Origin of the sequence: uncultured Tateyamaria sp. (genome assembly GCF_947503705.1) — a bacterium.
In the GTDB taxonomy this organism is placed as follows: Bacteria; Pseudomonadota; Alphaproteobacteria; order Rhodobacterales; family Rhodobacteraceae; genus Tateyamaria.
This window is the reverse complement of the sequence record NZ_CANNES010000005.1, coordinates 140,877-160,615: the sequence shown is the minus strand read 5'-3', so window position 1 is coordinate 160,615 and position 19,739 is coordinate 140,877. Positions and strand designations below refer to the sequence as shown.

The window sequence follows — 19,739 nt, the reverse complement described above, 5'->3', positions numbered from 1 at the left end:
TATACGCGCTCCCGGATCAGGGTCTGTTACTTGGGCTCATCCTCGGGCACATCACCCAGATCGTCCTCATCGTCATAATACCCTTCGGCACGCAGCTTCGCCTCGCGCTTGGTCTCGACCCGGCGGACCAGGAAAATCGACACCTCGTAAAGGCCATAGACGACCACAAAGAGGATACCTTGTGTGATGACATCGGGGGGTGTGACCAAAGCGGCCAGCACCAAAATACCCACCATCGCGTATTTGCGCACGTTGCTCAGCCCCTCGGCACTGACCAATCCGGCCTTGCCCATCAGGGTCAACAGTACGGGCAGTTGGAAGCACAGGCCAAAGGCCATGATGAATTTCAAAGTGATATCAAGGCTCTCATTGACCTTGCCGAAAAAGGTGATGCGAATACCGCTGTCAGTTTCGGTGCCCGTCACCGCCTCAACCGGAACATCACCGCTGACAAATCCGCTCATGAGGCCTGCAATGATCGACGGCACATCAGCAAAGCCTAGGAAAAAGGCCATGGCCAGAGGCGTCACCACGAAATGGGCAAAAGACGCACCGAGGAAGAACATCACCGGTGAGGCGATCAGAAAGGGCAGGAACGCGTTCTTTTCCTGCTTGTATAGGCCAGGCGCCACGAACCGCCACAGCTGAAAGCCGATGACCGGAAAAGCCAACGCAAAGCCAAAGACCATCGAAATCCGAAAGAGCGTGAACAGGTATTCCTGAGGGCTGGTGTATTGCATCGTGGGCGACGGATCACCCAGCTCGCGCAGGGTTTCCTCGATCGGGCCCAGCAGGAACTGCAAGATCGGTTCGGCCACGGTGAACGCCAGGATGATGCCAACCAGAAAGGCCAGCACCGCCCGGATCAGCCGCGTGCGCAGCTCGGCCAGATGTTCGATCAGCGGCGCAGTGCTGTCGTCCACATTATCGGTTTGGCTCATGTCAGCTTTCTTTTGTCGGATCAGGGGCGAGTGCCGCCTCGTACTCTTCGGCCTTCTTGAGGGCTTCTTCGGCCTCGCGAGCCTTGCGCTCAGCTGCCGCGCGGGCGGTGGCCGCGTGAATCTTGGCCGCATTCTTGGCGCGTTCGGCCTTTTCCGCAGCCATCTTGCCGGTCTCGCTTTCGGGGTCCAGATCGGTCAGGCTCGATGTCACGTCTTTGGCCGCATCCTTGAACCCGTCCATCGCGGACCCAACCGGATTGGTCGCCGTGTTCAACGTCTTTTGTATGTCTTTGACGCCCACATCGTCGGCGGCTTGGTTCATGGCGCTGGAAAATTCACGCGCCATTCCCTTGGCCTTGCCGACAAACTTGCCGACATTGCGAAACAGCACGGGCAGGTCCTTGGGGCCCACGACGATCAACGCCACAATCCCAATCACCAGCAGCTCGGTCCAGCCGAGGTCCAGCATGGATCAGACCTTGTCTTTGGGGGTCTCGGCTGCGGGTGTGACGTCCTTGGCCTCTTCGGCGGACGCCTCTTCCAGCTCTTTCTGGCCTTCGCTCACACCCTTCTTGAAGCTGGTGATACCTTTGCCGACCTCACCCATCAGGCTCGAGATTTTGCCGCGTCCAAACAGGACAAGGACCACAACCGCGATCAAAAGGATGCCGGGCAGGCCAATATTGTTCAACATGGTGTTTCTCCCAAAAAGTGGACGGACCGGTGCCCGTCTGTCGGGTGATGTTCTACGCCCTTGCTGCGTTTGCGAAAAGGCCGATGGCAGAGTCCAGGCCATCCAGCTCTGTCTTTCCTATGATTTTTTCGTTTGGCTTGCGATCAACTGACAGGTTAGTGTCAGTTGAAGATGGCTAAACGGGTCACATCCATCGTTCAATAAAAGGAGTATCCTGATGCGACCCCTGACAACTGCCCTCTTTGCACTGACCCTAGCGCAAAGCACCGCCGCCGAAGGCACAGGTCATGTACCACCTGTGGCCGAAATCGTGACCTTCCGCTTGATCGACGGCGCGGACCCGGTCGCCTTTGTCAAAGCCGCCAATGCCCTTGGTCCGTTTTTGCGCAGCAATGATGACTTTGTGAGCCGCACGCTGTCTGTAGACGAGACGGGCGTGTGGACGGATCACATCCTGTGGTCTTCCCAAGCCGGGGCAACACGCGCCTCGCAACTGATGTTCGACCAACCCGAAGCGAAGCCCTTTTTGGCCTTCATGAAAGAAGACGGTGTCAATCTGCGTTACGCCGCCGTCCAAATGCAACAGGAGTAACATGCGTCGCACCGACCGCCTCTTTGATATCATCCAGATCCTGCGCGACGCCAAATTGCACACTGCGCAGGAGATTGCGGATACTTGTGAGGTGTCGGTGCGCACCATCTACCGGGATATGGACACGCTGGTCGCGTCCGGCGTGCCGGTCCAGGGCGAACGCGGCGTGGGTTATATGATCACCGAGGCAATCAGTCTGCCACCCTTGACGCTCACAACCGAAGAGCTTGAGGCACTCAATCTCGGCATGGCAATTGTGGCCGAGGCCGCCGACGACACGCTCAAATCCGCCGCCCGCAGCCTTGCGGACAAGATCGACGCAGTGCTGCCTGAACGGACCGTGGCTGAGGCAGACAAATGGAAATTCGCGGTCTACCCCTTTGCCGATGCGGTTCGCGGCTTTGGCCAGATGCCGATCCTGCGCGCCGCGATACGGGCCAAACAGAAACTGCGGCTGACCTATCATTCCAAAGGCGACCGCATCACCAGCCGCACGGTTCGTCCCCTGCACATGGAATATTGGGGGCGGGTCTGGACGCTGACGACCTGGTGCGAATTACGAAACGGTTTCAGAGTGTTCCGGGTCGACCTGATCCAATCGGCCGAGGCCTTGCCAGAGATGTTCGTAGATGAACCCGGCAAACGGCTGCGCGACTACGATCCAAACTTGTGAAAATCGCCGGGGGCGGCGGGCGGGCGCCTTTGCGCCAGCAAACAGAGCCGCCCGACGGCATACGCCATCTGTGATCATACGGGGCTATTCTGAACGAACCGGCAGGAACACCTCAAGTGCAGCAACCGCCATCAGAGCCACGTCACCCGCCACAGGCACATCCAGCCCACCCTTCTCGACCACAACCTCGACAGTCCCATAAGGCAGCAACGCCGAAATAACTGACACATCCACAGCCTCCGGCCGGGGCACTCCGATGTGCACAACAACACGCATCACGTCCCGTTCCTGCCCCAAAGTGTCAAAGATCGGCAAAGACGCGCCCTGCAGCGCCTGCTCAACGGCCCGCCGCGCGGCCTTGGTGTCGTCACGGCCATGCAGGTCGACCCCTTGGGCCATCTCGATGATCAAACGTTGCTCGTTCATGACGGCACCTCCACCGACACAACCAGGGCCGCCTGTGCCATCACGGTCGGATTACCAACCCCTTCCGGACGGGCCACATCCAGCCCGCCATGCTCCACAACAAAAGACGCCTCGCCATAGGGAAACACCTCAGCCAGAACGGCAACATCTACCACCTCAGGCTTGGCGCAACCAATGCTCACTTCAATGCGCATATCCTCTTTGCTCACGCCCATATATTCCGCCAAGTTGATGGAATTGCGCCACAGCGCGGCGCGCACCGCGCGCGCGGCGGCCTCGGTATAGCTGCCCCGACGCAAGGACGTTCCTAGACCAAATTCCACAATCATCGGACCGCTCATGCGCTCACCTCCGCTGGAAATACAAAACACTTGTCGCGCCGAATGCGCAGCCACATGGCCGTCCCGGACTGCGGCAAAAACACACCCGGCACTGTTACTTTCATGATCGACCCATCGTGATCCAGGCGGAACTCGACCAAGCTCTCATTGCCCATGAACCGTGCACGGGTCACCATCGCCTTTGCGGCTGTGCCCTCGGCCGCAGTCGGCCCCGGCCCCACACCCGCCCGGTCAAAGTCAATGCGCACATGTTGCGGGCGAAAGACAATATCCACATCTGTCCCATCCGGCACACCCGGCGCTAAAAAGCGCCCAAAGGGGGTCATGGCCAATGCACCCTCGACCGTGGCGCGCAACCGGTTGGCATCACTGAAGAACGCGACCGATGCACGATCCACTGGCCGGGTATAGACGTTATAGGGCGCGCCCCGCTGCACGATCCGACCATCGCGCATCAACGCAATCTCATCGGCCATGCGCATCGCTTCATCCGGTTCATGGGTGACGAGCAAGACGCCGGTGTCTTCCTGTTTCAAAATCGCGAGGGTCTCGTCGCGGATACCGTCGCGCAGACGGTTGTCCAAACCGGAAAAGGGCTCATCCATCAGCATGATGCGGGGACGTGGGGCAAGCGCACGGGCCAGCGCCACACGCTGTTGTTCGCCCCCCGACAGCTGATGGGGAAACATGTCGATGAACCGGCTCATGTGGACCCGCTCCAGCATCTCTTCAACACGGACACGGCGTTCGTCCTTGGGCCCGGACAGCCCATAGGCCACGTTCCCAGCCACGCTGAGGTGTGGAAAGAGCGCAAAGTCCTGAAACATCAGGCCAATCTCGCGGCGTTCGGGCGGCACGCGAAACACCGTGTCGCAAATCAGGCTGCCGTCGACATAAATCTCGCCGCTGTCCTGCATCTCCACGCCTGCGATCATCCGCAAGGTGGTCGACTTGCCACAACCCGAGGGCCCCAAAAGGCAGGTCACCTGCCCCGGCTGAATGCTCAGGCTCACGCCGTCCACGACAGTGCGCCCGCCAAAGCTGCGCACAAGGTTCCGAATTTCCAGCCTTGGTGCCGTCACGCCGCATATTCCCGATCAAAACAGTCGGGAGGTATCAGGCCCGCCGCGAACCCGCAAGCACCGCGGCAAAGCCAACGCCCAGAACGACAACACATATCACCAAAAGCTGTTCGTATTTGTGCCCCTCTGGCAGGATCGCCGCCACACTGGACCAACCGCGCCCGAAATAGGTCACCGCCCCAAGAACAGCCGTGGCAAAGGCCACCAGAAAAGCCCATAGCGCCACGCGTCGGCCGCGCACCAATCCCACGACTAAAACCGGAGCCAGGAACATCGACGCCGTCCCGCTGACCGCCACGGCATCAAACAGCGTCGCATTGCCCCATAGCGTCAAGAGCGCACCAAGCGTCATGAACACAACCATCACCATCCGCCCCCCGCTCAATGAACGCGGCGCCCAAGCAAGCTCCTCCACCACCAACCGTGCCGCGGACGACAGGGCGGAATCAAGCGTCGACAGGGCCGACACCAACAGCGACAAAATCAAGAGTGCGAAAACCCAAGGCGGAAACATCATCCCCCAGGTGCCAATCAACTCGCGTTCATAATCCGCGCCCACGAGGCTCGCCTGAATCCCAAAAAATCCGAACCCGACGATGCATAAGGTCGAAAGCCAGAACGCATGTAAAAACGAGGCCCGCGTGGTGCGCACGTCGGCTAAAAATCCGCGATCCATCATCACCGGATCATGGGCGGGATATGAGAACACCTGAAGCAAGGCAACGGCCATCAAAACCCAACCGTTATAGGATCCCGCCGTCCCCGGTGCCGTCAGAACGGCGACCCAGGAAAACCCCGGGCTCAGGATCAGATAGGCGAATGCCACAATAAAAACGGCCAGAAACAGCGCCATCTGTACCACATCCGTGCGAAGTGCGGCACTCAAACCGCCCCAGGCGGAATAGGCCAGCCCCACCACAGCGACCACAAGGATCGCCGCCGTCCCATTGCCCTCAGATACAGCCCCCGCAATCAGGCCGACAACGAGCAGATTGGCAAAGACTTCGGACAAAAGGCGTAGCGCCACCACCAGGTTATAGGCCCCCGTGCCCACCGACCCGAAACGCGCGTTCAACCAATCCTGCACCGACCCGGCATCAGCATGACGCAGATGAGCAATGATGAAAGCACCGGTCAAAAAGCTGCCGTAATAAGCGGCATAGGCCAGCGTGCCTGCGATGCCGTAAAAGTAGCCAAGAATCGCCGCGTTCATCAAGCTGCGAGCAAAGATCCACGTGGTCACCTGGCTCAGAACCAGTGTCCACAACCCCGGCGCGGCACCTGCGGTCTTACCGCCAAAGAACCCCTCGACCGTGGCCCTGCGTGGGGCAGCCAGAACGCTGGCCCCAATCACGATTGCAAAGAGGGCGATGAAGGTCAGGGGCGTCATGGCAGGTCTTTCCGCAAAGAATTTCCGCGAGGATTAACAGTGCGATCCTGTTCGCTCCACCAGCTGCACAGCTTCGTGAAGACCCGTCATCAAGTGCGCCAACATGGGTCGGTGGGTGGGCGCATTTTGAAAGCGCAGCGTCAAAACAGTCCCGCCCACCGATCAAACGATTGCAAACGTCGTCCTCGCCCGGTCTACACCATTGACCTGCACGATCAGGCCATGGATCCCGGGATAAAGCTGAAAAGTGGTCGCGTTTGCCTTCAGCTTGTGCACCTTCTTGAGGATCAGCGGCTTGACCCGGCTCACCCTGCCCGCCTTCAGCTTGAACACCTTTTCGCCTCGCTTGCCGCCCGGTCGCGCAAACAGGATACGGTAATCCACAATCACCGGGGCCGCACCCTCGACCCTCACCTCAAATTCAAGGGGTTCGCCCATCGCGATGACGGCGCGGTCCACGTCCACGCATACATCCACCTCCGCATCTGCAGCATAGCCCAACATCTCCATCGCACCCGGATGTCCGTCCTTGATCAAGGTGCGCAACGCGTGGCGGCGCATCCACTCATGCTCTTTGGCTGTTTGTGTCCCCCCCGACCAGGCCGCCAACCGGCCCAAAACCGCTTCCGGGTCCGTCTTGGCAATGTCATTGAGGTGATTGGCGACCGAGCGGGTCACAAAACGCGTGCTATCCCCTTGCAACCGGTCCAGCAAAGGCAAAGTCTGCGCCAAGGTCAAATCCACTTTGCGGGCCCAAGGCAGTTTAGGCCTTGTCCCCTCGCTCACCAAGCGTCGCACATGGTAATTGTCGTCGCCAGCCCAAGCTTCCAACCGGGCCAGGGTCTCCTTCGGCCACCGGTTCAAGAACGGGCGGATGTAAAACTCCATCGAAAAGCGCTGCGTGGCCGCATGCAAAAGGTCCAACGCCCGGTCCCGGTGAGCCTCCAGCCCATGGCGCACCGCCAGAACCCCCGGCACTGCATGGATGAAGCGGCCAAAGTCGTCATCGCGCAGCGTCGGGTCCAGTGGCGCGGGCATCGCCGCCTCGATCTGCTCCGCCATGGCCGGAAAATCCGAGGCCAGATAAGGCTCCAGACAGTCGGCAAACCAATCCAGACACTCCAGCAACGAACGCTCCGCCACGCCGCCCAAAGCGGCGCGGTGAAACGCGTCCCGGTCGAAACCTGGCACAGCCCCCGCATATTCACCCGCCAAATCCCCAAGAGAATCGGCGTTAAAGAGCTGATCTTTCAATGAAAATGTGGGGGCTGCTTTGGCCATCAGATTGTTGCCACCGTGGCGCCGCCGTCCAAAAGCAGGTTCTGCCCCACGATAAAGCCTGCATGGGTCGAGCACAGGAAAGCACAGGCCGCGCCGAACTCTTCGCGCGTGCCATAGCGGCCTGCCGGAATCGTCGCCGCGCGGCTTGCACGAGCCTCTTCAATCGTGATGCCCTGCGCCTTGACGACACCGCCATCCAACGCATCGGCACGGTCGGTTGCATGAATGCCGGGCAGCAGGTTGTTGATGGTCACGCCCTTACCTGCCACCTGCCGCGAGGTGCCCGCAACATACCCGGTCAGCCCCGTACGCGCCGAATTCGACAGCCCAAGCACAGGGATCGGGGCTTTGACGGATTGCGAGGTGATGTTGACCACCCGGCCCCACCCACGCTCCATCATGCCGGGCACCAACGCTTTGATCAGCGCAATGGGGGCCAGCATATTGGCATCCAGTGCCTTGATGAAATCGTCGCGGTCCCAATCGGTCCACATGCCCGGCGGGGGGCCTCCCGCGTTGTTGACCAGAATATCCGCGTCACCCGCCGCCTCCACAAGCTGCGCCTGCCCTTCGGCCGTGGAGACATCGGCGGCTACGGTGACCACATCCACGCTGTATTTGGCCCGAAGGGCTGACGCCGACGCCTCTAGCGCCTCCGCACCACGCGCGTTCATCACCAGATTGCACCCGGCCTCTGCCAACGCCTCGGCACAGCCCAGCCCCAACCCCTTGGATGAGGCACAAACCACCGCCCGTTTCCCTGCAATTCCCAGATCCATTCCAAATCTCCCTCTCTCATGTTGCTTGGCCCAGAGGTAACGGTCCATCACGACTTGCGCCAGCAAAAGACCGAACCGTTGACCCCAACCTGCCACAATTCTACGCTACTGCCTTGGCATTCCCAGGCGCATCGGACCATGAAACACGCACCAAACAACAGCCCCGCCCAAAGCTTGCCTGTCTATGCCGCAGACAGCTTTGTGGTGACACAAGGCGCCAACCTGGGCGATCCCTTGTCCTATGCGGCCGAGCTGATGTTGGACGATGTCTATCAACTGACGCCTGCGGCTGTGCCCGAACGGCTCACCCTGCACGCCACAGACGAAACGCATCTGACCGTGGCTGAGGGCAGCGCGCTTGGCACGACGGGGGCCGCCATTCACCTCGATTGCGCCCTGACGCTGATGTCGCCTGATGGGCAGATCACCGATGCGCTGGTCTTGGTCGAAGTGGACGGCGCAGGCGATATCGACGCCATCTATCTGCTGCCTTTGGCAGGGCTTTTGCCACGCGCGCCCTATGCTCTGGTCGGGATTGACCGCGAGGGTGCGCGGGCCAAGTTTGCGCACCTGTCTTGCGCCCGTTTCACGCGGGGCACGCACATAACCATGGCTTCCGGCTTGCAGACCCCGATCGAAAAGCTGCGCGTTGGCGACCGTGTCCTGACCCGCAATGACGGGGTCCAGGAAGTGCGTTGGATTGGCCAATCCACTGTGCGCGCCGTCGGCGACTTCGCCCCTATCCGCATTCGGGCTGGAACCCTCAACAATCTGCACGACCTGATCGTGTCGCCCGACCACCGACTGTTCATCTATCAGCGCGAGGACCGGCTTGGCGCCGGACGCTCCGAACTGCTGGTCAAGGCACGGCATCTGGTCAACGGTGACAGCGTGACGGTCCAGGATGGCGGATTTGTCGACTATTTCGAACTGCTCTTTGACACGCATCAGATCATCTATGCCGAAGGGATTGCGGCGGAATCCATGCTGATCGACACGCGCACCAAACCGGTTGTACCCGATGAGGTCAGCGCGCGTTTGACCGAAGGAACGGATGCCGGACTTTCTGGCCTCGACGTCAAGGAAACGCTGCTGGACCGACCCGACGCCGCCGAGTTGCTGCGCCGGGCCTCCACACGATAACCTATTCAGAGTAGAAGAACTCCTCGCGGGTGATCTTGCCATCGGCCACGTGATACACCGCGACTTCTTTCATGTCGCTCACTTCGCCGGTGGCGATCATCTTGGCCTTGACCTCGAAGATCACTGCGAAACGGTCGTCGCCATGTGGCATAGGGTCGGAAATCTCGCCGCCCAGCATTTCAAACGTGCTGTCCCACCACTCATGCTTGGCCTTGATCGCATCCAGGCCCACCGCCTCACGACCCTCGCCATGATCAATCGGCTCGACCGATACAGCGTCGGGGGCATAAAGCTTGTCCAGGTTCGCAAAGGTCTGGTCCGAACGGCATCCTGCAACCAATTCGTTGGCAATTTCATTCAAAGTCATATCAGCGTCCTCGCTTGGTTTGATAGTCCATGGCTAACCGGCACTCATGTCAATTTTTGTCAGGACGTCTCTTGCGGCATCGCATCGAACTTTGTGCATTGCGCAACCGGCGCAATACCTTGTCCCAGTCCGCCTTGCCCCCTCGCGGCGGCAGAGTTATAGGGCAGGAATGCTGGACAATCGCCCCGAACTGCCCCCCGAAATCGCCCGTCGCCGCACCTTTGCGATCATTTCGCACCCCGATGCGGGCAAGACGACACTGACCGAGAAATTCCTGCTCTTTGGCGGGGCCATTCAAATGGCTGGTCAAGTCCGCGCCAAGGGCGAGGCACGGCGCACCCGTTCCGACTTTATGGCAATGGAGAAAGACAGAGGTATCTCTGTCTCGGCATCGGCCATGTCCTTTGATTTTACCAGCAAAGCCAACACGTTCCGCTTTAACCTTGTGGATACACCCGGTCACTCCGACTTCTCAGAAGACACCTACCGGACCCTTACGGCCGTTGACGCGGCAATCATGGTAATCGATGGTGCCAAGGGCGTCGAAAGCCAGACCCAAAAGCTGTTCGAGGTCTGCCGTATGCGCGACCTGCCGATCCTGACCTTTTGCAATAAGATGGACCGCGAAAGCCGCGACGTCTTTGAGATCATTGACGAAATTCAAGAAAACCTGGCCATCGACGTGACCCCCGCCTCCTGGCCGATCGGCGTCGGCCGTGATTTCATTGGCTGCTACGACATCTTGCGCGACCGGCTTGAACTGATGGACCGAGCGGATCGCAACAAGGTTGCGGAGTCCATCGAAATCAATGGCTTGGACGATCCACAGTTGGCAAAATATGTGCCGGCTGAACTGCTGGAGAAGCTGCAAGAAGACCTGGAGATGGTGCGCGAGCTGATGCCGCCGCTGGACCCGGCACTGATGGCCGAAGGGTCGCTGACACCCATCTGGTTTGGTTCTGCCATCAACTCCTTCGGGGTCAAGGAACTGATGGATGGCATCGCGACCTATGGCCCCGAACCGCAGGTACAAAAAGCGCAGCCACGCCAGATTTTACCAGAAGAAACAAAGGTCTCTGGCTTTGTTTTCAAGGTTCAGGCCAACATGGATCCCAAGCACCGCGACCGTGTCGCCTTTGTCCGCATGGCCTCCGGCCACTTCAAACGCGGCATGAAACTGACCCATGTGCGCACGAAAAAACCGATGGCGATTTCCAACCCGGTCATGTTCCTCGCCTCTGACCGTGAATTGGCTGAAGAAGCTTGGGCCGGCGACATTATCGGCATCCCGAACCACGGCCAACTGCGCATCGGTGACACGTTGACCGAAGGCGAAGCGCTGCGCGTGACCGGTATTCCCTCCTTTGCCCCCGAGTTGCTGCAAGGGGTGCGGGCCGGTGATCCGCTTAAGGCGAAACATCTGGAAAAAGCGCTGATGCAATTTGCGGAGGAAGGCGCCGCGAAAGTCTTCAAACCCTCCATCGGCTCGGGGTTCATCGTGGGCGTCGTGGGCGCATTGCAGTTTGAGGTATTGGCAAGCAGGATCGAACTGGAATACGGGTTGCCCGTACGGTTCGAAGCCTCACAATTCACCTCGGCCCGCTGGGTGAATGGCGACCGACAAGCCGTTGATAAGTTTACCGAAGCCAACAAACAGCACATCGCCCATGATCATGATGGCGACGTTGTCTACCTCACCCGGCTGCAATGGGATATCGACCGCGTCGACCGCGACTACCCGGACGTAAAGCTGACGGCGACCAAGGAAATGATGGTCTAGGCCGTGGCGGGTGGCGTCGCCTTGGCCGTGCCCGGACCGGTGCAAACCGACCCCGACAAACTGCGCTGGGGCATTGTTTCGACGGTAAAGGCACCGCTGGAACAGGTGGCACGTTTCGCAGCATTTTACCTTGATATGGGTGCGCACCGGGTCCATCTGCATCTGGATTTGCCCGATCCGGCACTGGCCGAACGGCTCTCGCATCCCCGCGTGCGCGTGCATCAATGCAACGATGCCTATTGGGCGGGTAAACCGGAGAAGCTGAGGGAAAGCCATCAGTTACGTCAAGCTTTTAATGCAACTCGCATCTACCGGATCAGCACCCTGGACTGGCTCGCCCATATTGATGTCGATGAATTCGTTCTGGCGCCCGGCCCGATAAAGCCCCTACTCGCCGCAGCTGACCCCAGTGCCACCCACATCGCCATGGCGCCTGTTGAAATGCTCGATACTGCAGGCGACCCTCACCACTTCAAACGCACAGGACCCAAGGCCGCCCTGCGCCAGATCTATCCCACCTATGGTGAGCATGTCGCGGGTGGCTTCATCAGCACGCAAAGCCCCAAGAACATCGCCCGCACGGGCCTCGATGGTGTCCGTCTTGGCATACATGCTTTGCGCCATCACGGCAAAGTCGTGAACACCGGCACGCACGTTCCAGGGCTGGAGATCGGCCACGCCCACGCCCCCGACTGGGAAACCTTCCACCGCCACATCATGTACCGTCTGGACAAGGGCAGTTATCGCAACCGCAAGGGGCGATTTAACCCATTGGGCGGTCTGATAAAAACCCTGCTGGAGGATGGAGGCATCCCGGCCTTGCGCCACTTCCACACCGAGATGTCCGTGGCGAGCCCCGAACGCCTTGACCTGCTGGACGCCCATGACATGCTGGTCACCGCGACACTTGATCTGGATGCCAAGGTCGCCCGCCATTTCGGCGACATCGAAGGGAAATGAATGACACGTTGGGGCCTGACTGCGACGATCCTTGCGCCCGCAAGCGACATCCTGCGCTTTGCGGCCTATCACCTCGAACAGGGCGCACATCGGCTCTATATTTTCCTGGATGAGGACAACGCGGAAGCGTTCAAGCCGTTGAAAGCCCACCCAAAAATTCGGGTACAGACCTGCGACAGCGCGCATTGGCAAAAACTGGGCTGCCCGCGCCCGAAACGCCACCAGGTACGCCAGACCTATAACGCCACACACGCCTATAACCGGCGGGCCGAGGTCGATTGGCTGATCCACATGGACGTCGACGAATTCCTAGTGCCGCAACAGCCCATCTCCGAGGTTCTGGCAGCATTGCCTGCGAACCAGACCTCGGCTCGTGTTCGCCCGATGGAGTTGTTGGGCGGGTCAACCACCGCCTTCAAGGGGTTCGTTCCCGCCAACAGCAAACGGCAGGGCATTGTGGAACAGATCTATCCCAATTTCGGCATGCACATTCGCGGCGGGTTTCTCAGCCACCTTGCGGGAAAACTCTTTGTGCGCAGTGGATTACCGGATATCACCGTCAGAATTCACAACGCGTTTCAAGCCAACGTCATGATCCCGGACGCGGCCGAATTGACACAGATCGACCTTGCCCATTGTCACGCCAAGTCGTGGGAAGCATGGCGCGCCTCCTTTGACTACCGGTTGGACAAAGGCTCGTACCGGGCGGAGTTGAAAGGCGTCAAAGCCCCGGAAAAGGGGGGCATGAACCTGCATGATCTGTTTCTCGCGATCATAGCCGATGCGGGAGAAGAAGGGCTGCGCCATTTCTACGACGAAGTGGTCGGGGACAGCCCCGACATGCGCGCCCGTCTCGACAAACACGGCCTGTTGCGAGAGGTCGATCTGGACCTCGACACTGTGGCCCAAAAACACTTCCCGGACGCGTTCGTTTGACGCCAAGCAGCGCCTTTGTTATGGACGCGCAACATGTTGGGGCACGGTGCCCCCTCTTGGGCCAGTCGGGCCGACATGAGCAGACGCCGCGGGCCAAGTCAGTGTCCGCAACCCACGGATATACATGACAAAATTCTCTGATCTGAATCTGAATTCCAAAGTCCTCAAAGCGATCGAAGAGGCGGGGTACGAAACCCCCACTCCGATCCAGGCAGGCGCGATTCCCCCCGCCCTTGAGGGGCGTGACGTTTTGGGTATCGCCCAGACCGGCACCGGCAAAACCGCCAGCTTCACCCTGCCCCTCATCACCATGCTCGCCCGTGGTCGTGCGCGCGCCCGGATGCCGCGCAGCCTTGTGCTGTGCCCCACACGCGAACTGGCCGCCCAGGTCGCCGAAAACTTCGACACCTATGCCAAGCATGTGAAGCTGACCAAAGCATTGCTGATCGGCGGCGTTTCGTTCAAGGAACAGGATATCCTGATCGACAAGGGCGTCGACGTCCTCATCGCCACACCCGGTCGCCTGCTCGACCATTTCGAGCGTGGCAAGCTGATCCTGAATGATGTAAAAGTCATGGTCGTGGATGAAGCGGACCGGATGCTCGATATGGGCTTTATCCCTGATATTGAACGGATTTTCGGCCTCACACCTTTCACCCGCCAGACCCTCTTCTTCTCTGCCACCATGGCGCCAGAGATCGAGCGGATCACCAACACCTTCCTCAGCAATCCCGAGCGGATTGAGGTGGCGCGTCAAGCCACGGCCTCCGAGACCATCGAACAGGGCGTTGTCATGTTCAAAGGATCGCGCAAGGATCGTGAAGCATCGGAAAAGCGTAAAGTGCTGCGCATGCTGATCGACGCCGAAGGCGAGAAATGTACCAACGCGATCATCTTTTGCAACCGCAAGACCGATGTGGACATCGTCGCTAAGTCTTTGACAAAATACAAATATGATGCGGCCCCTATCCACGGCGATCTGGACCAGTCCCAACGGACGCGCACCCTCGAAGGGTTCCGTAATGGCGATTTGCGCTTCCTTGTGGCTTCTGATGTGGCGGCACGCGGTCTGGACGTGCCGTCGGTCAGCCACGTGTTCAACTTCGATGTGCCCAGCCACGCCGAAGACTATGTGCACCGCATTGGCCGCACCGGTCGCGCCGGGCGCGATGGCAAAGCAATCATGATCTGCGTGCCCCGGGACGAGCGGAATTTTGAGGACATCGAAAAGCTGATCCAAAAGGCTATTCCGCGCATCGACAATCCGCTGGCCAAGGGCAGATCGGAGGCCGCAGAGGCCCCCAAGGACGCCGCCGAGGAAAAGCCAAAGGCGACGCGCGCACCACGTGCCCCCCGCACCCCCAAGGCGGAGCCTGCACCCGCAGAAACCACGACAGCGCCTGAGCCTGTCGCCGAAAAACCCAAATCCACATCCAGCCGGAGCCGGTCTTCCTCGTCCAGTCGGAGCCGGTCTTCCTCCAGCCGAGATGAACGTGGCGGCAACAAGGTCGTGGGCCTGGGCGATCACACGCCCAGCTTTATCGAACTCAGCTTCGAGGAGCGGCGGGCCAGCTAAGGACCTGTTGTGAGATACAAAAAAGGCGGGCCATGGCCCGCCTTTTTCATTTCATAACACCGGAACCTTAGTGCATCCGGCTGATCACAACCGTTACTTCGGGTTTCTTTCCAATCTCGTCCTGGCCCGTCTTGCGCACGATCCGGCGCAACGCTTCCTCCAGCGGGCCATCGTCGCGCAATGTCTTGGCATCGGCCCGACCGAGAAACTGGCTGAGATCCGCCTCCAGCACTTCGACCAGCGCTGCCTTGGACCGGCCAGTTTCGGGCAGACCCATGGTTTCACACCACGGCTCCCCCAGCGGCTCATCCGCCTCGTCCAGGATCAGCGTGACCAGAACATGCCCGTTCAGCGCCATGCGGATCCGATCACGCACGACACCGTCCAGCGCTCCGATCTGCACCGAGCCGTCCAGGTACGTGCGCCCTGTCTCGATATACTCCGCAACTGTGGGCGCGTTGCCCGACAGGTCAATCATCATCCCGTTGACTGCCAACACTCCGCGACGGCCCTTGGCCTCTGTCAGCTTCACATGCTCGCGCAGGTGACGGTGTTCGCCGTGCATGGGCACCACGATCTGCGGGTTCACGATATCCTGTAACCGCTCCAGATCGGGGCGGTTGGCATGGCCCGACACATGATAGAGACCTGAGGAATCATCAACCACATCGACACCTTTTTCAGACAGTTGATTCATGATGCGGATCACACCACGCTCGTTACCGGGGATGGTTTTTGAGGAAAACAGGAACAGATCACCCTCTTTCAACTCAAGCCCCATATACTTGCCATTGGCCAGTTGGGCGGACGCAGCGCGACGCTCGCCCTGCGAACCCGTGACCAGAAGCATCAGGTTTTCGCGCGGAACATTGCGCGCATCCTCAGGGCTGATCACTGGCGGGAAGTCTTTCAACACGCCCGTCTCGATCGATGCCTCGATCATCCGGCGCATGGCCCTACCCAGCAAGACAATCGACCGCCCTGCCCGCTCGCCCGCCTCGGCCAGGGTTTTCACCCGCGCCACGTTCGACGCAAACGTGGTCGCAACCACCACCCCTTCGGTATGGCCCCGGATCAGCTTTTCAATCTCCGGGCCAAGGGTCGCCTCGGACCGGCCGGCATGGGGCGAAAAGATGTTGGTGCTGTCGCAGACCAGCGCCTTGACGCCATCCTTGCTGACATCAGCCCAAAGGTCGGGGTCAAAGGGTTCACCGACAAGCGGTGTCTCGTCCAGCTTGAAATCCCCGGAATGGATCACGCGGCCCTCAGGGGTGTCGATGATCAGGGCCGCACTTTCGGGGATCGAGTGGGACATGGGCAAAAAGCCCACGGTAAAGGGCCCCGCCGTCACGGTTTCGGGCCAGGTGCCTGCAACGGTCACTGCCTTGTCCGGATGGCCATATTCGCTCAGCTTGCGCCGCGCGATATTGGCCGTGAACGGCCGCGCATAAACCGGCGCGCCCAATTGTTCATAGGTGTGCGACACGGCCCCCACATGGTCCTCGTGGGCGTGGGTGATAAACACCCCGTCAATGCGGTCTTTGCGCTCTGCCAGCCATGTGATGTCGGGCAGGATCAGGTCCACCCCGGGCGAGCCGTCCATATCGGGAAAGGTCACGCCAAGGTCCACCACGATCAGGCGTTCCTGATCCGGGGCGCCATAGCCATACACATAGGCATTCATGCCAATTTCACCCGCCCCACCAAGGGGCAGATAGATCAATCGTTCACTGCTCATGAGATCAGTTATTTTCCTTGTTATAGCGATAGATGACCGTCAGGCCATGCATCGTCAAATCGTCTTGATAGTCGTCAAAAAGTCTCTCGGTCTGCTGGAACAAAGGTGCCAGTCCACCGGTCGAGATCACGCGCATGTCGCGGGCGCGTTCCGCCTTAATCCGGGCACATATCTCACGGACGAGGCCCACGTAACCCCAAAAGACGCCAGATTGCATACAGGCCACAGTATTGGTGCCGATGACCGCCTGCGGTTTGGTGATGTCCACATGAGGCAAGGCCGCAGCGGCATTGTGCAGCGCCTCAAGGCTCAGGTTCACGCCCGGCGCGATGACACCGCCGATATAGGCCCCATCCGTGTCCACCACGTCAAAGGTGGTGGCGGTCCCAAAATCCACCATGATCAGGTCACCGCCATAAAGGTCAAAGCCCGCAACTGTGTTCACCAACCGGTCAGGGCCGACTTGGGTCCCCTCATCCACGCGCACGCCAACAGGCAACATGCAATCAGCCTTGCCCACCACGTAAGGTCGCGTGTTGAAATAACGATCCGCCAGTACGCGCAGATTGAACACAACCCGCGGCACAGTGGACGAAATGATCATGTCGGTGATGGTCACGTCGATATTCTGGAACTTCATAAGCGTGGACAGCCAGACATAGTACTGGTCCGCCGTGCGCTGCCATTCGGTCGAGGTGCGCCAGGTGCCGATGAACCCCTCACCGTCCCAGATGGAAAACACGGTGTTGGTGTTGCCGCAATCAATCGCCAAAAGCATGCATTGCCCTCCTCGTCAGAAAAACAGGTCCGCCGCAGCGATCCGTTCGAACGACCCGTCGTCCATTTTCAGAATCAAGTTGCCGTCGAGATCAATGGTGCGGAATATCCCGCGCACTTCACGCTTGCCCATCCGCGCCACCACGGGCTGATCCAGGCCATAGGCGTAGCCGATCCACATCTTGCCCACGCTTTCAAAGCCGTAGTCCCGGAAAATACGTTCCCAATCCGCAAACGAACAGGCAAGACGATGCAACACATCTTCGGGGCGCGGCACGGTGTGACCGTCTTGGCGCAAACTTGTGGCGGGTATGGCTTGCGGCTCAAGGTCAGACGACGCGGGGGCGCCGCGCAGGTTTGCACCGAATCCAATGCTCAACCACTGGCATTTGTCCTTCAGGCTCTCGCTTTCCAGCAAAATGCCCGCAATTTTCCTTTTGTACAGCAATACGTCGTTCGGCCATTTCAACGCAAACTCGCCTACCGCAGAATAAGGCGACAGCGCGGATAACATCGCAAGTCCAGCAGTAAATGCGCGCAAGGCCGCATGGGCGATGGGTTCGTCCGGTCGCATCACCAGGGTTGCGGAAAAGTTACCCTCTGGCATGTGCCACACACGACCACGCCGCCCACGCGGCGCTGACTGATTTCGCGCGAAAATCCACGTGGGCCTTGTCAATTCAGGCAAACGTCTGCGGGCCTCGTCCATCGTGCTGTCGACCTCGTCCAGCACAATGCAATCATAAGCCTGCGGCCAAGGCTGGTCGAAATCGGTTTTTCCCAGCTCATGCATGACGGCGTGCCGACGTGGTCGAAGCGGCGCTGCTCAGAGCACCAGCGCTGCCGCCGCTGCCGCCGCCGCGCCCTCCACACCGAACATGTTCACGATGCCCAGAACCATGATCACAGCCGATCCCATTAGGAAGGCCCAGAGCACGGGTGACTTGCCACCGTTCAGCCCTTCTTCCTTGGCATCGCCAAAATACATGAAGAAGACGATACGCAGATAGTAATAGGCCCCAATCACCGACGCGATCACACCGGCTACAGCAAGCCAGGCCAAACCGCCTTCGTAGGCGGCCCGCAACACATAGAACTTGCCGAAAAAGCCCAGCATGGGGGGCACGCCCGCCAGCGAGAACAGCAGTACGAGCATCGCCAGGGCTTTGCCCGGCTCACGCTTGGCATACATGTTGAGCGACGAAATTTCGACCACGGGCTGGCCATCCTTCTCCATCATCAGGATGAACGCAAAGGTGCCGACGTTCATCGTCACATAAATCGCCATATAGACCAGCATCGCCTGCACGCCCAACACGGTGCCCGCCGCAAGACCCATCAGGGCATAGCCCATATGGGCAATGGACGAGAACGCCATCAGACGTTTGATATTGCTTTGACCGATGGCGGCAAAGGCGCCAAGGAACATGGACAGGACCGAAAGCAGAGCCATGACCTGCTGCCAGTTCGACACTGCATCGCCAAAGGCGTCATGCATCACGCGTGCAAAAAGCGCCATGGCCGCAACCTTGGGCGCTGTCGCGAAAAAGGCGGTAACCGGTGTGGGCGAACCTTCATAAACGTCTGGCGTCCACATGTGGAAAGGCACGGCCGAGACCTTGAAGGCAAAGCCAGACATAAGGAACACTAGGCCAAACAGCAGCCCTAGCGACATGTCGTCTTGGGCCACCTGCACAATACCTGAGAACAGCGTCGTGCCCGCATAGCCATAAACCAGCGATGCGCCGTAGAGCAGAAGACCGGACGACAATGCACCCAGAACAAAGTATTTCAAACCTGCTTCGGTCGATTTGACACTGTCGCGTCGCAGCGAGGCGACGACATACAAAGCTAGCGATTGCAGCTCAAGCCCCATGTAAAGCGCCATCAGGTCGCCCGCCGATACCATCATCATCATGCCCACAGCGCTCAGTGCTACAAGCATCGGATATTCAAAACGCAACAGCCCTCGCGCCTGCATATACCCTTCGCTCATCAACAGCACAGCGGCGGCAGACAGCAGGATCACAACCTTGGCAAAGCGGGAAAACCCGTCATCGACGAACATGCCATTGAAGGCGATGTTGGTCCCCTCTCCCGTGAGCCCGATCCAGGCCGCCAAAGCAATGAACACCGCCGCCGTCGACCAAAGCAAGGCTGACGCCAGCCCGTCCTTCGCCGTATAGACCGCGCCCAAAAGGCCCAGCATGGCAAAGATCGCCAGCAGGATTTCCGGCAGGATGATTGTAAGATCAGCAGCCAT

The 19,739-nt window shown here is 59.5% G+C and carries 21 protein-coding genes; 7 read left to right on the top strand and 14 right to left on the bottom strand.

The window, feature by feature from the left end:
* Positions 1-26 precede the first annotated feature (26 nt).
* Genes Q1A44_RS13160 through Q1A44_RS13150 form a run of 3 tightly spaced genes read right to left on the bottom strand, consistent with a single transcriptional unit; the run spans position 27 to position 1,635 of the window.
* On the bottom strand, positions 27-941 hold the full coding sequence (locus Q1A44_RS13160; protein WP_299625731.1) for a twin-arginine translocase subunit TatC: 915 nt from the start codon (positions 939-941) through the stop codon (positions 27-29).
* A gap of 1 nt (position 942) precedes the next feature.
* Positions 943-1,410 carry a Sec-independent protein translocase protein TatB gene (gene tatB, locus Q1A44_RS13155; protein ID WP_299625726.1) on the bottom strand — a complete coding sequence of 156 codons (468 nt, stop codon included), beginning with the start codon at positions 1,408-1,410 and terminating at the stop codon, positions 943-945.
* A 3-nt stretch (positions 1,411-1,413) separates the two neighbouring features.
* Positions 1,414-1,635, bottom strand: coding sequence for a twin-arginine translocase TatA/TatE family subunit (locus Q1A44_RS13150; protein WP_299625723.1), 222 nt, complete (start codon positions 1,633-1,635; stop codon positions 1,414-1,416).
* Positions 1,636-1,852: 217 nt separating this feature from the next.
* On the opposite strand from Q1A44_RS13150, the gene Q1A44_RS13145 reads away from it, so the two are divergent.
* Positions 1,853-2,227 (top strand): hypothetical protein, encoded by a 375-nt coding sequence (locus Q1A44_RS13145; protein WP_299625720.1) that lies wholly within the window; start codon positions 1,853-1,855, stop codon positions 2,225-2,227.
* A gap of 1 nt (position 2,228) precedes the next feature.
* Positions 2,229-2,900 (top strand): YafY family protein, encoded by a 672-nt coding sequence (locus tag Q1A44_RS13140; RefSeq protein ID WP_299625717.1) that lies wholly within the window; start codon positions 2,229-2,231, stop codon positions 2,898-2,900.
* A gap of 84 nt (positions 2,901-2,984) precedes the next feature.
* Here Q1A44_RS13140 and Q1A44_RS13135 read toward each other — a convergent pair whose 3' ends face one another.
* The 6 genes from Q1A44_RS13135 to Q1A44_RS13110 form a co-directional block, all read right to left on the bottom strand.
* Entirely contained in the window at positions 2,985-3,326 is a 342-nt protein-coding gene (locus tag Q1A44_RS13135; protein WP_299625714.1) for a Lin0512 family protein, read from the bottom strand.
* Positions 3,323-3,667: a Lin0512 family protein gene (locus tag Q1A44_RS13130; RefSeq protein ID WP_299625711.1), complete on the bottom strand. Its 345-nt coding sequence runs from the start codon at positions 3,665-3,667 to the stop codon at positions 3,323-3,325. Before Q1A44_RS13130 ends, Q1A44_RS13135 begins: the two co-directional genes overlap by 4 nt.
* Positions 3,664-4,749, bottom strand: coding sequence for an ABC transporter ATP-binding protein (locus Q1A44_RS13125; RefSeq protein WP_299625709.1), 1,086 nt, complete (start codon positions 4,747-4,749; stop codon positions 3,664-3,666). The genes Q1A44_RS13130 and Q1A44_RS13125 overlap by 4 nt, the downstream gene beginning before the upstream one ends.
* Before the next feature lie 34 nt (positions 4,750-4,783).
* A complete protein-coding gene (locus Q1A44_RS13120) occupies positions 4,784-6,139 on the bottom strand; it encodes a sodium:proline symporter (protein ID WP_299625706.1) in 1,356 nt (451 codons plus the stop codon).
* 162 nt (positions 6,140-6,301) lie between these two features.
* A complete protein-coding gene (locus tag Q1A44_RS13115) occupies positions 6,302-7,420 on the bottom strand; it encodes a DNA alkylation repair protein (protein WP_299625703.1) in 1,119 nt (372 codons plus the stop codon).
* The gene (locus tag Q1A44_RS13110) at positions 7,420-8,199 is read right to left on the bottom strand and encodes an SDR family oxidoreductase (protein ID WP_299625700.1); all 780 of its coding nucleotides are present in this window, start codon (positions 8,197-8,199) and stop codon (positions 7,420-7,422) included. The genes Q1A44_RS13115 and Q1A44_RS13110 overlap by 1 nt, the downstream gene beginning before the upstream one ends.
* Before the next feature lie 138 nt (positions 8,200-8,337).
* Here Q1A44_RS13110 and Q1A44_RS13105 point away from each other — a divergent pair, with 138 nt between their 5' ends.
* A complete protein-coding gene (locus Q1A44_RS13105; protein WP_299625676.1) occupies positions 8,338-9,342 on the top strand; it encodes a Hint domain-containing protein in 1,005 nt (334 codons plus the stop codon).
* Between the two features lies 1 nt (position 9,343).
* Here the strand turns inward: Q1A44_RS13105 and Q1A44_RS13100 are convergent, their stop codons facing one another.
* Complete coding sequence (locus Q1A44_RS13100) at positions 9,344-9,709, bottom strand: nuclear transport factor 2 family protein (protein WP_299625673.1); 366 nt, start codon at positions 9,707-9,709, stop codon at positions 9,344-9,346.
* A gap of 169 nt (positions 9,710-9,878) precedes the next feature.
* On the opposite strand from Q1A44_RS13100, the gene Q1A44_RS13095 reads away from it, so the two are divergent.
* From Q1A44_RS13095 to Q1A44_RS13080, 4 genes are all read left to right on the top strand, one after another.
* A complete protein-coding gene (locus tag Q1A44_RS13095) occupies positions 9,879-11,489 on the top strand; it encodes a peptide chain release factor 3 (protein WP_299625670.1) in 1,611 nt (536 codons plus the stop codon).
* Positions 11,490-11,492: 3 nt separating this feature from the next.
* Positions 11,493-12,449 (top strand): glycosyltransferase family 2 protein, encoded by a 957-nt coding sequence (locus Q1A44_RS13090; RefSeq protein ID WP_299625667.1) that lies wholly within the window; start codon positions 11,493-11,495, stop codon positions 12,447-12,449.
* Positions 12,450-13,385 (top strand): glycosyltransferase family 2 protein, encoded by a 936-nt coding sequence (locus Q1A44_RS13085; RefSeq protein WP_299625664.1) that lies wholly within the window; start codon positions 12,450-12,452, stop codon positions 13,383-13,385. It begins immediately after the preceding gene.
* A gap of 124 nt (positions 13,386-13,509) precedes the next feature.
* Positions 13,510-14,961 (top strand): DEAD/DEAH box helicase, encoded by a 1,452-nt coding sequence (locus tag Q1A44_RS13080; RefSeq protein ID WP_299625661.1) that lies wholly within the window; start codon positions 13,510-13,512, stop codon positions 14,959-14,961.
* Positions 14,962-15,028: 67 nt separating this feature from the next.
* On the opposite strand, the gene Q1A44_RS13075 is transcribed toward Q1A44_RS13080, so the two are convergent.
* From Q1A44_RS13075 to nuoN, 4 genes are read right to left on the bottom strand one after another with little or no spacing between them, the layout of a single operon-like run.
* Positions 15,029-16,699, bottom strand: coding sequence for a ribonuclease J (locus tag Q1A44_RS13075; protein WP_299625658.1), 1,671 nt, complete (start codon positions 16,697-16,699; stop codon positions 15,029-15,031).
* A gap of 4 nt (positions 16,700-16,703) precedes the next feature.
* Positions 16,704-17,477 carry a type III pantothenate kinase gene (locus Q1A44_RS13070; RefSeq protein WP_299625655.1) on the bottom strand — a complete coding sequence of 258 codons (774 nt, stop codon included), beginning with the start codon at positions 17,475-17,477 and terminating at the stop codon, positions 16,704-16,706.
* A gap of 15 nt (positions 17,478-17,492) precedes the next feature.
* Entirely contained in the window at positions 17,493-18,269 is a 777-nt protein-coding gene (locus tag Q1A44_RS13065) for a biotin--[acetyl-CoA-carboxylase] ligase (protein WP_299625652.1), read from the bottom strand.
* A gap of 33 nt (positions 18,270-18,302) precedes the next feature.
* Positions 18,303-19,739 (bottom strand): NADH-quinone oxidoreductase subunit NuoN, encoded by a 1,437-nt coding sequence (gene nuoN / locus Q1A44_RS13060; protein ID WP_299625649.1) that lies wholly within the window; start codon positions 19,737-19,739, stop codon positions 18,303-18,305.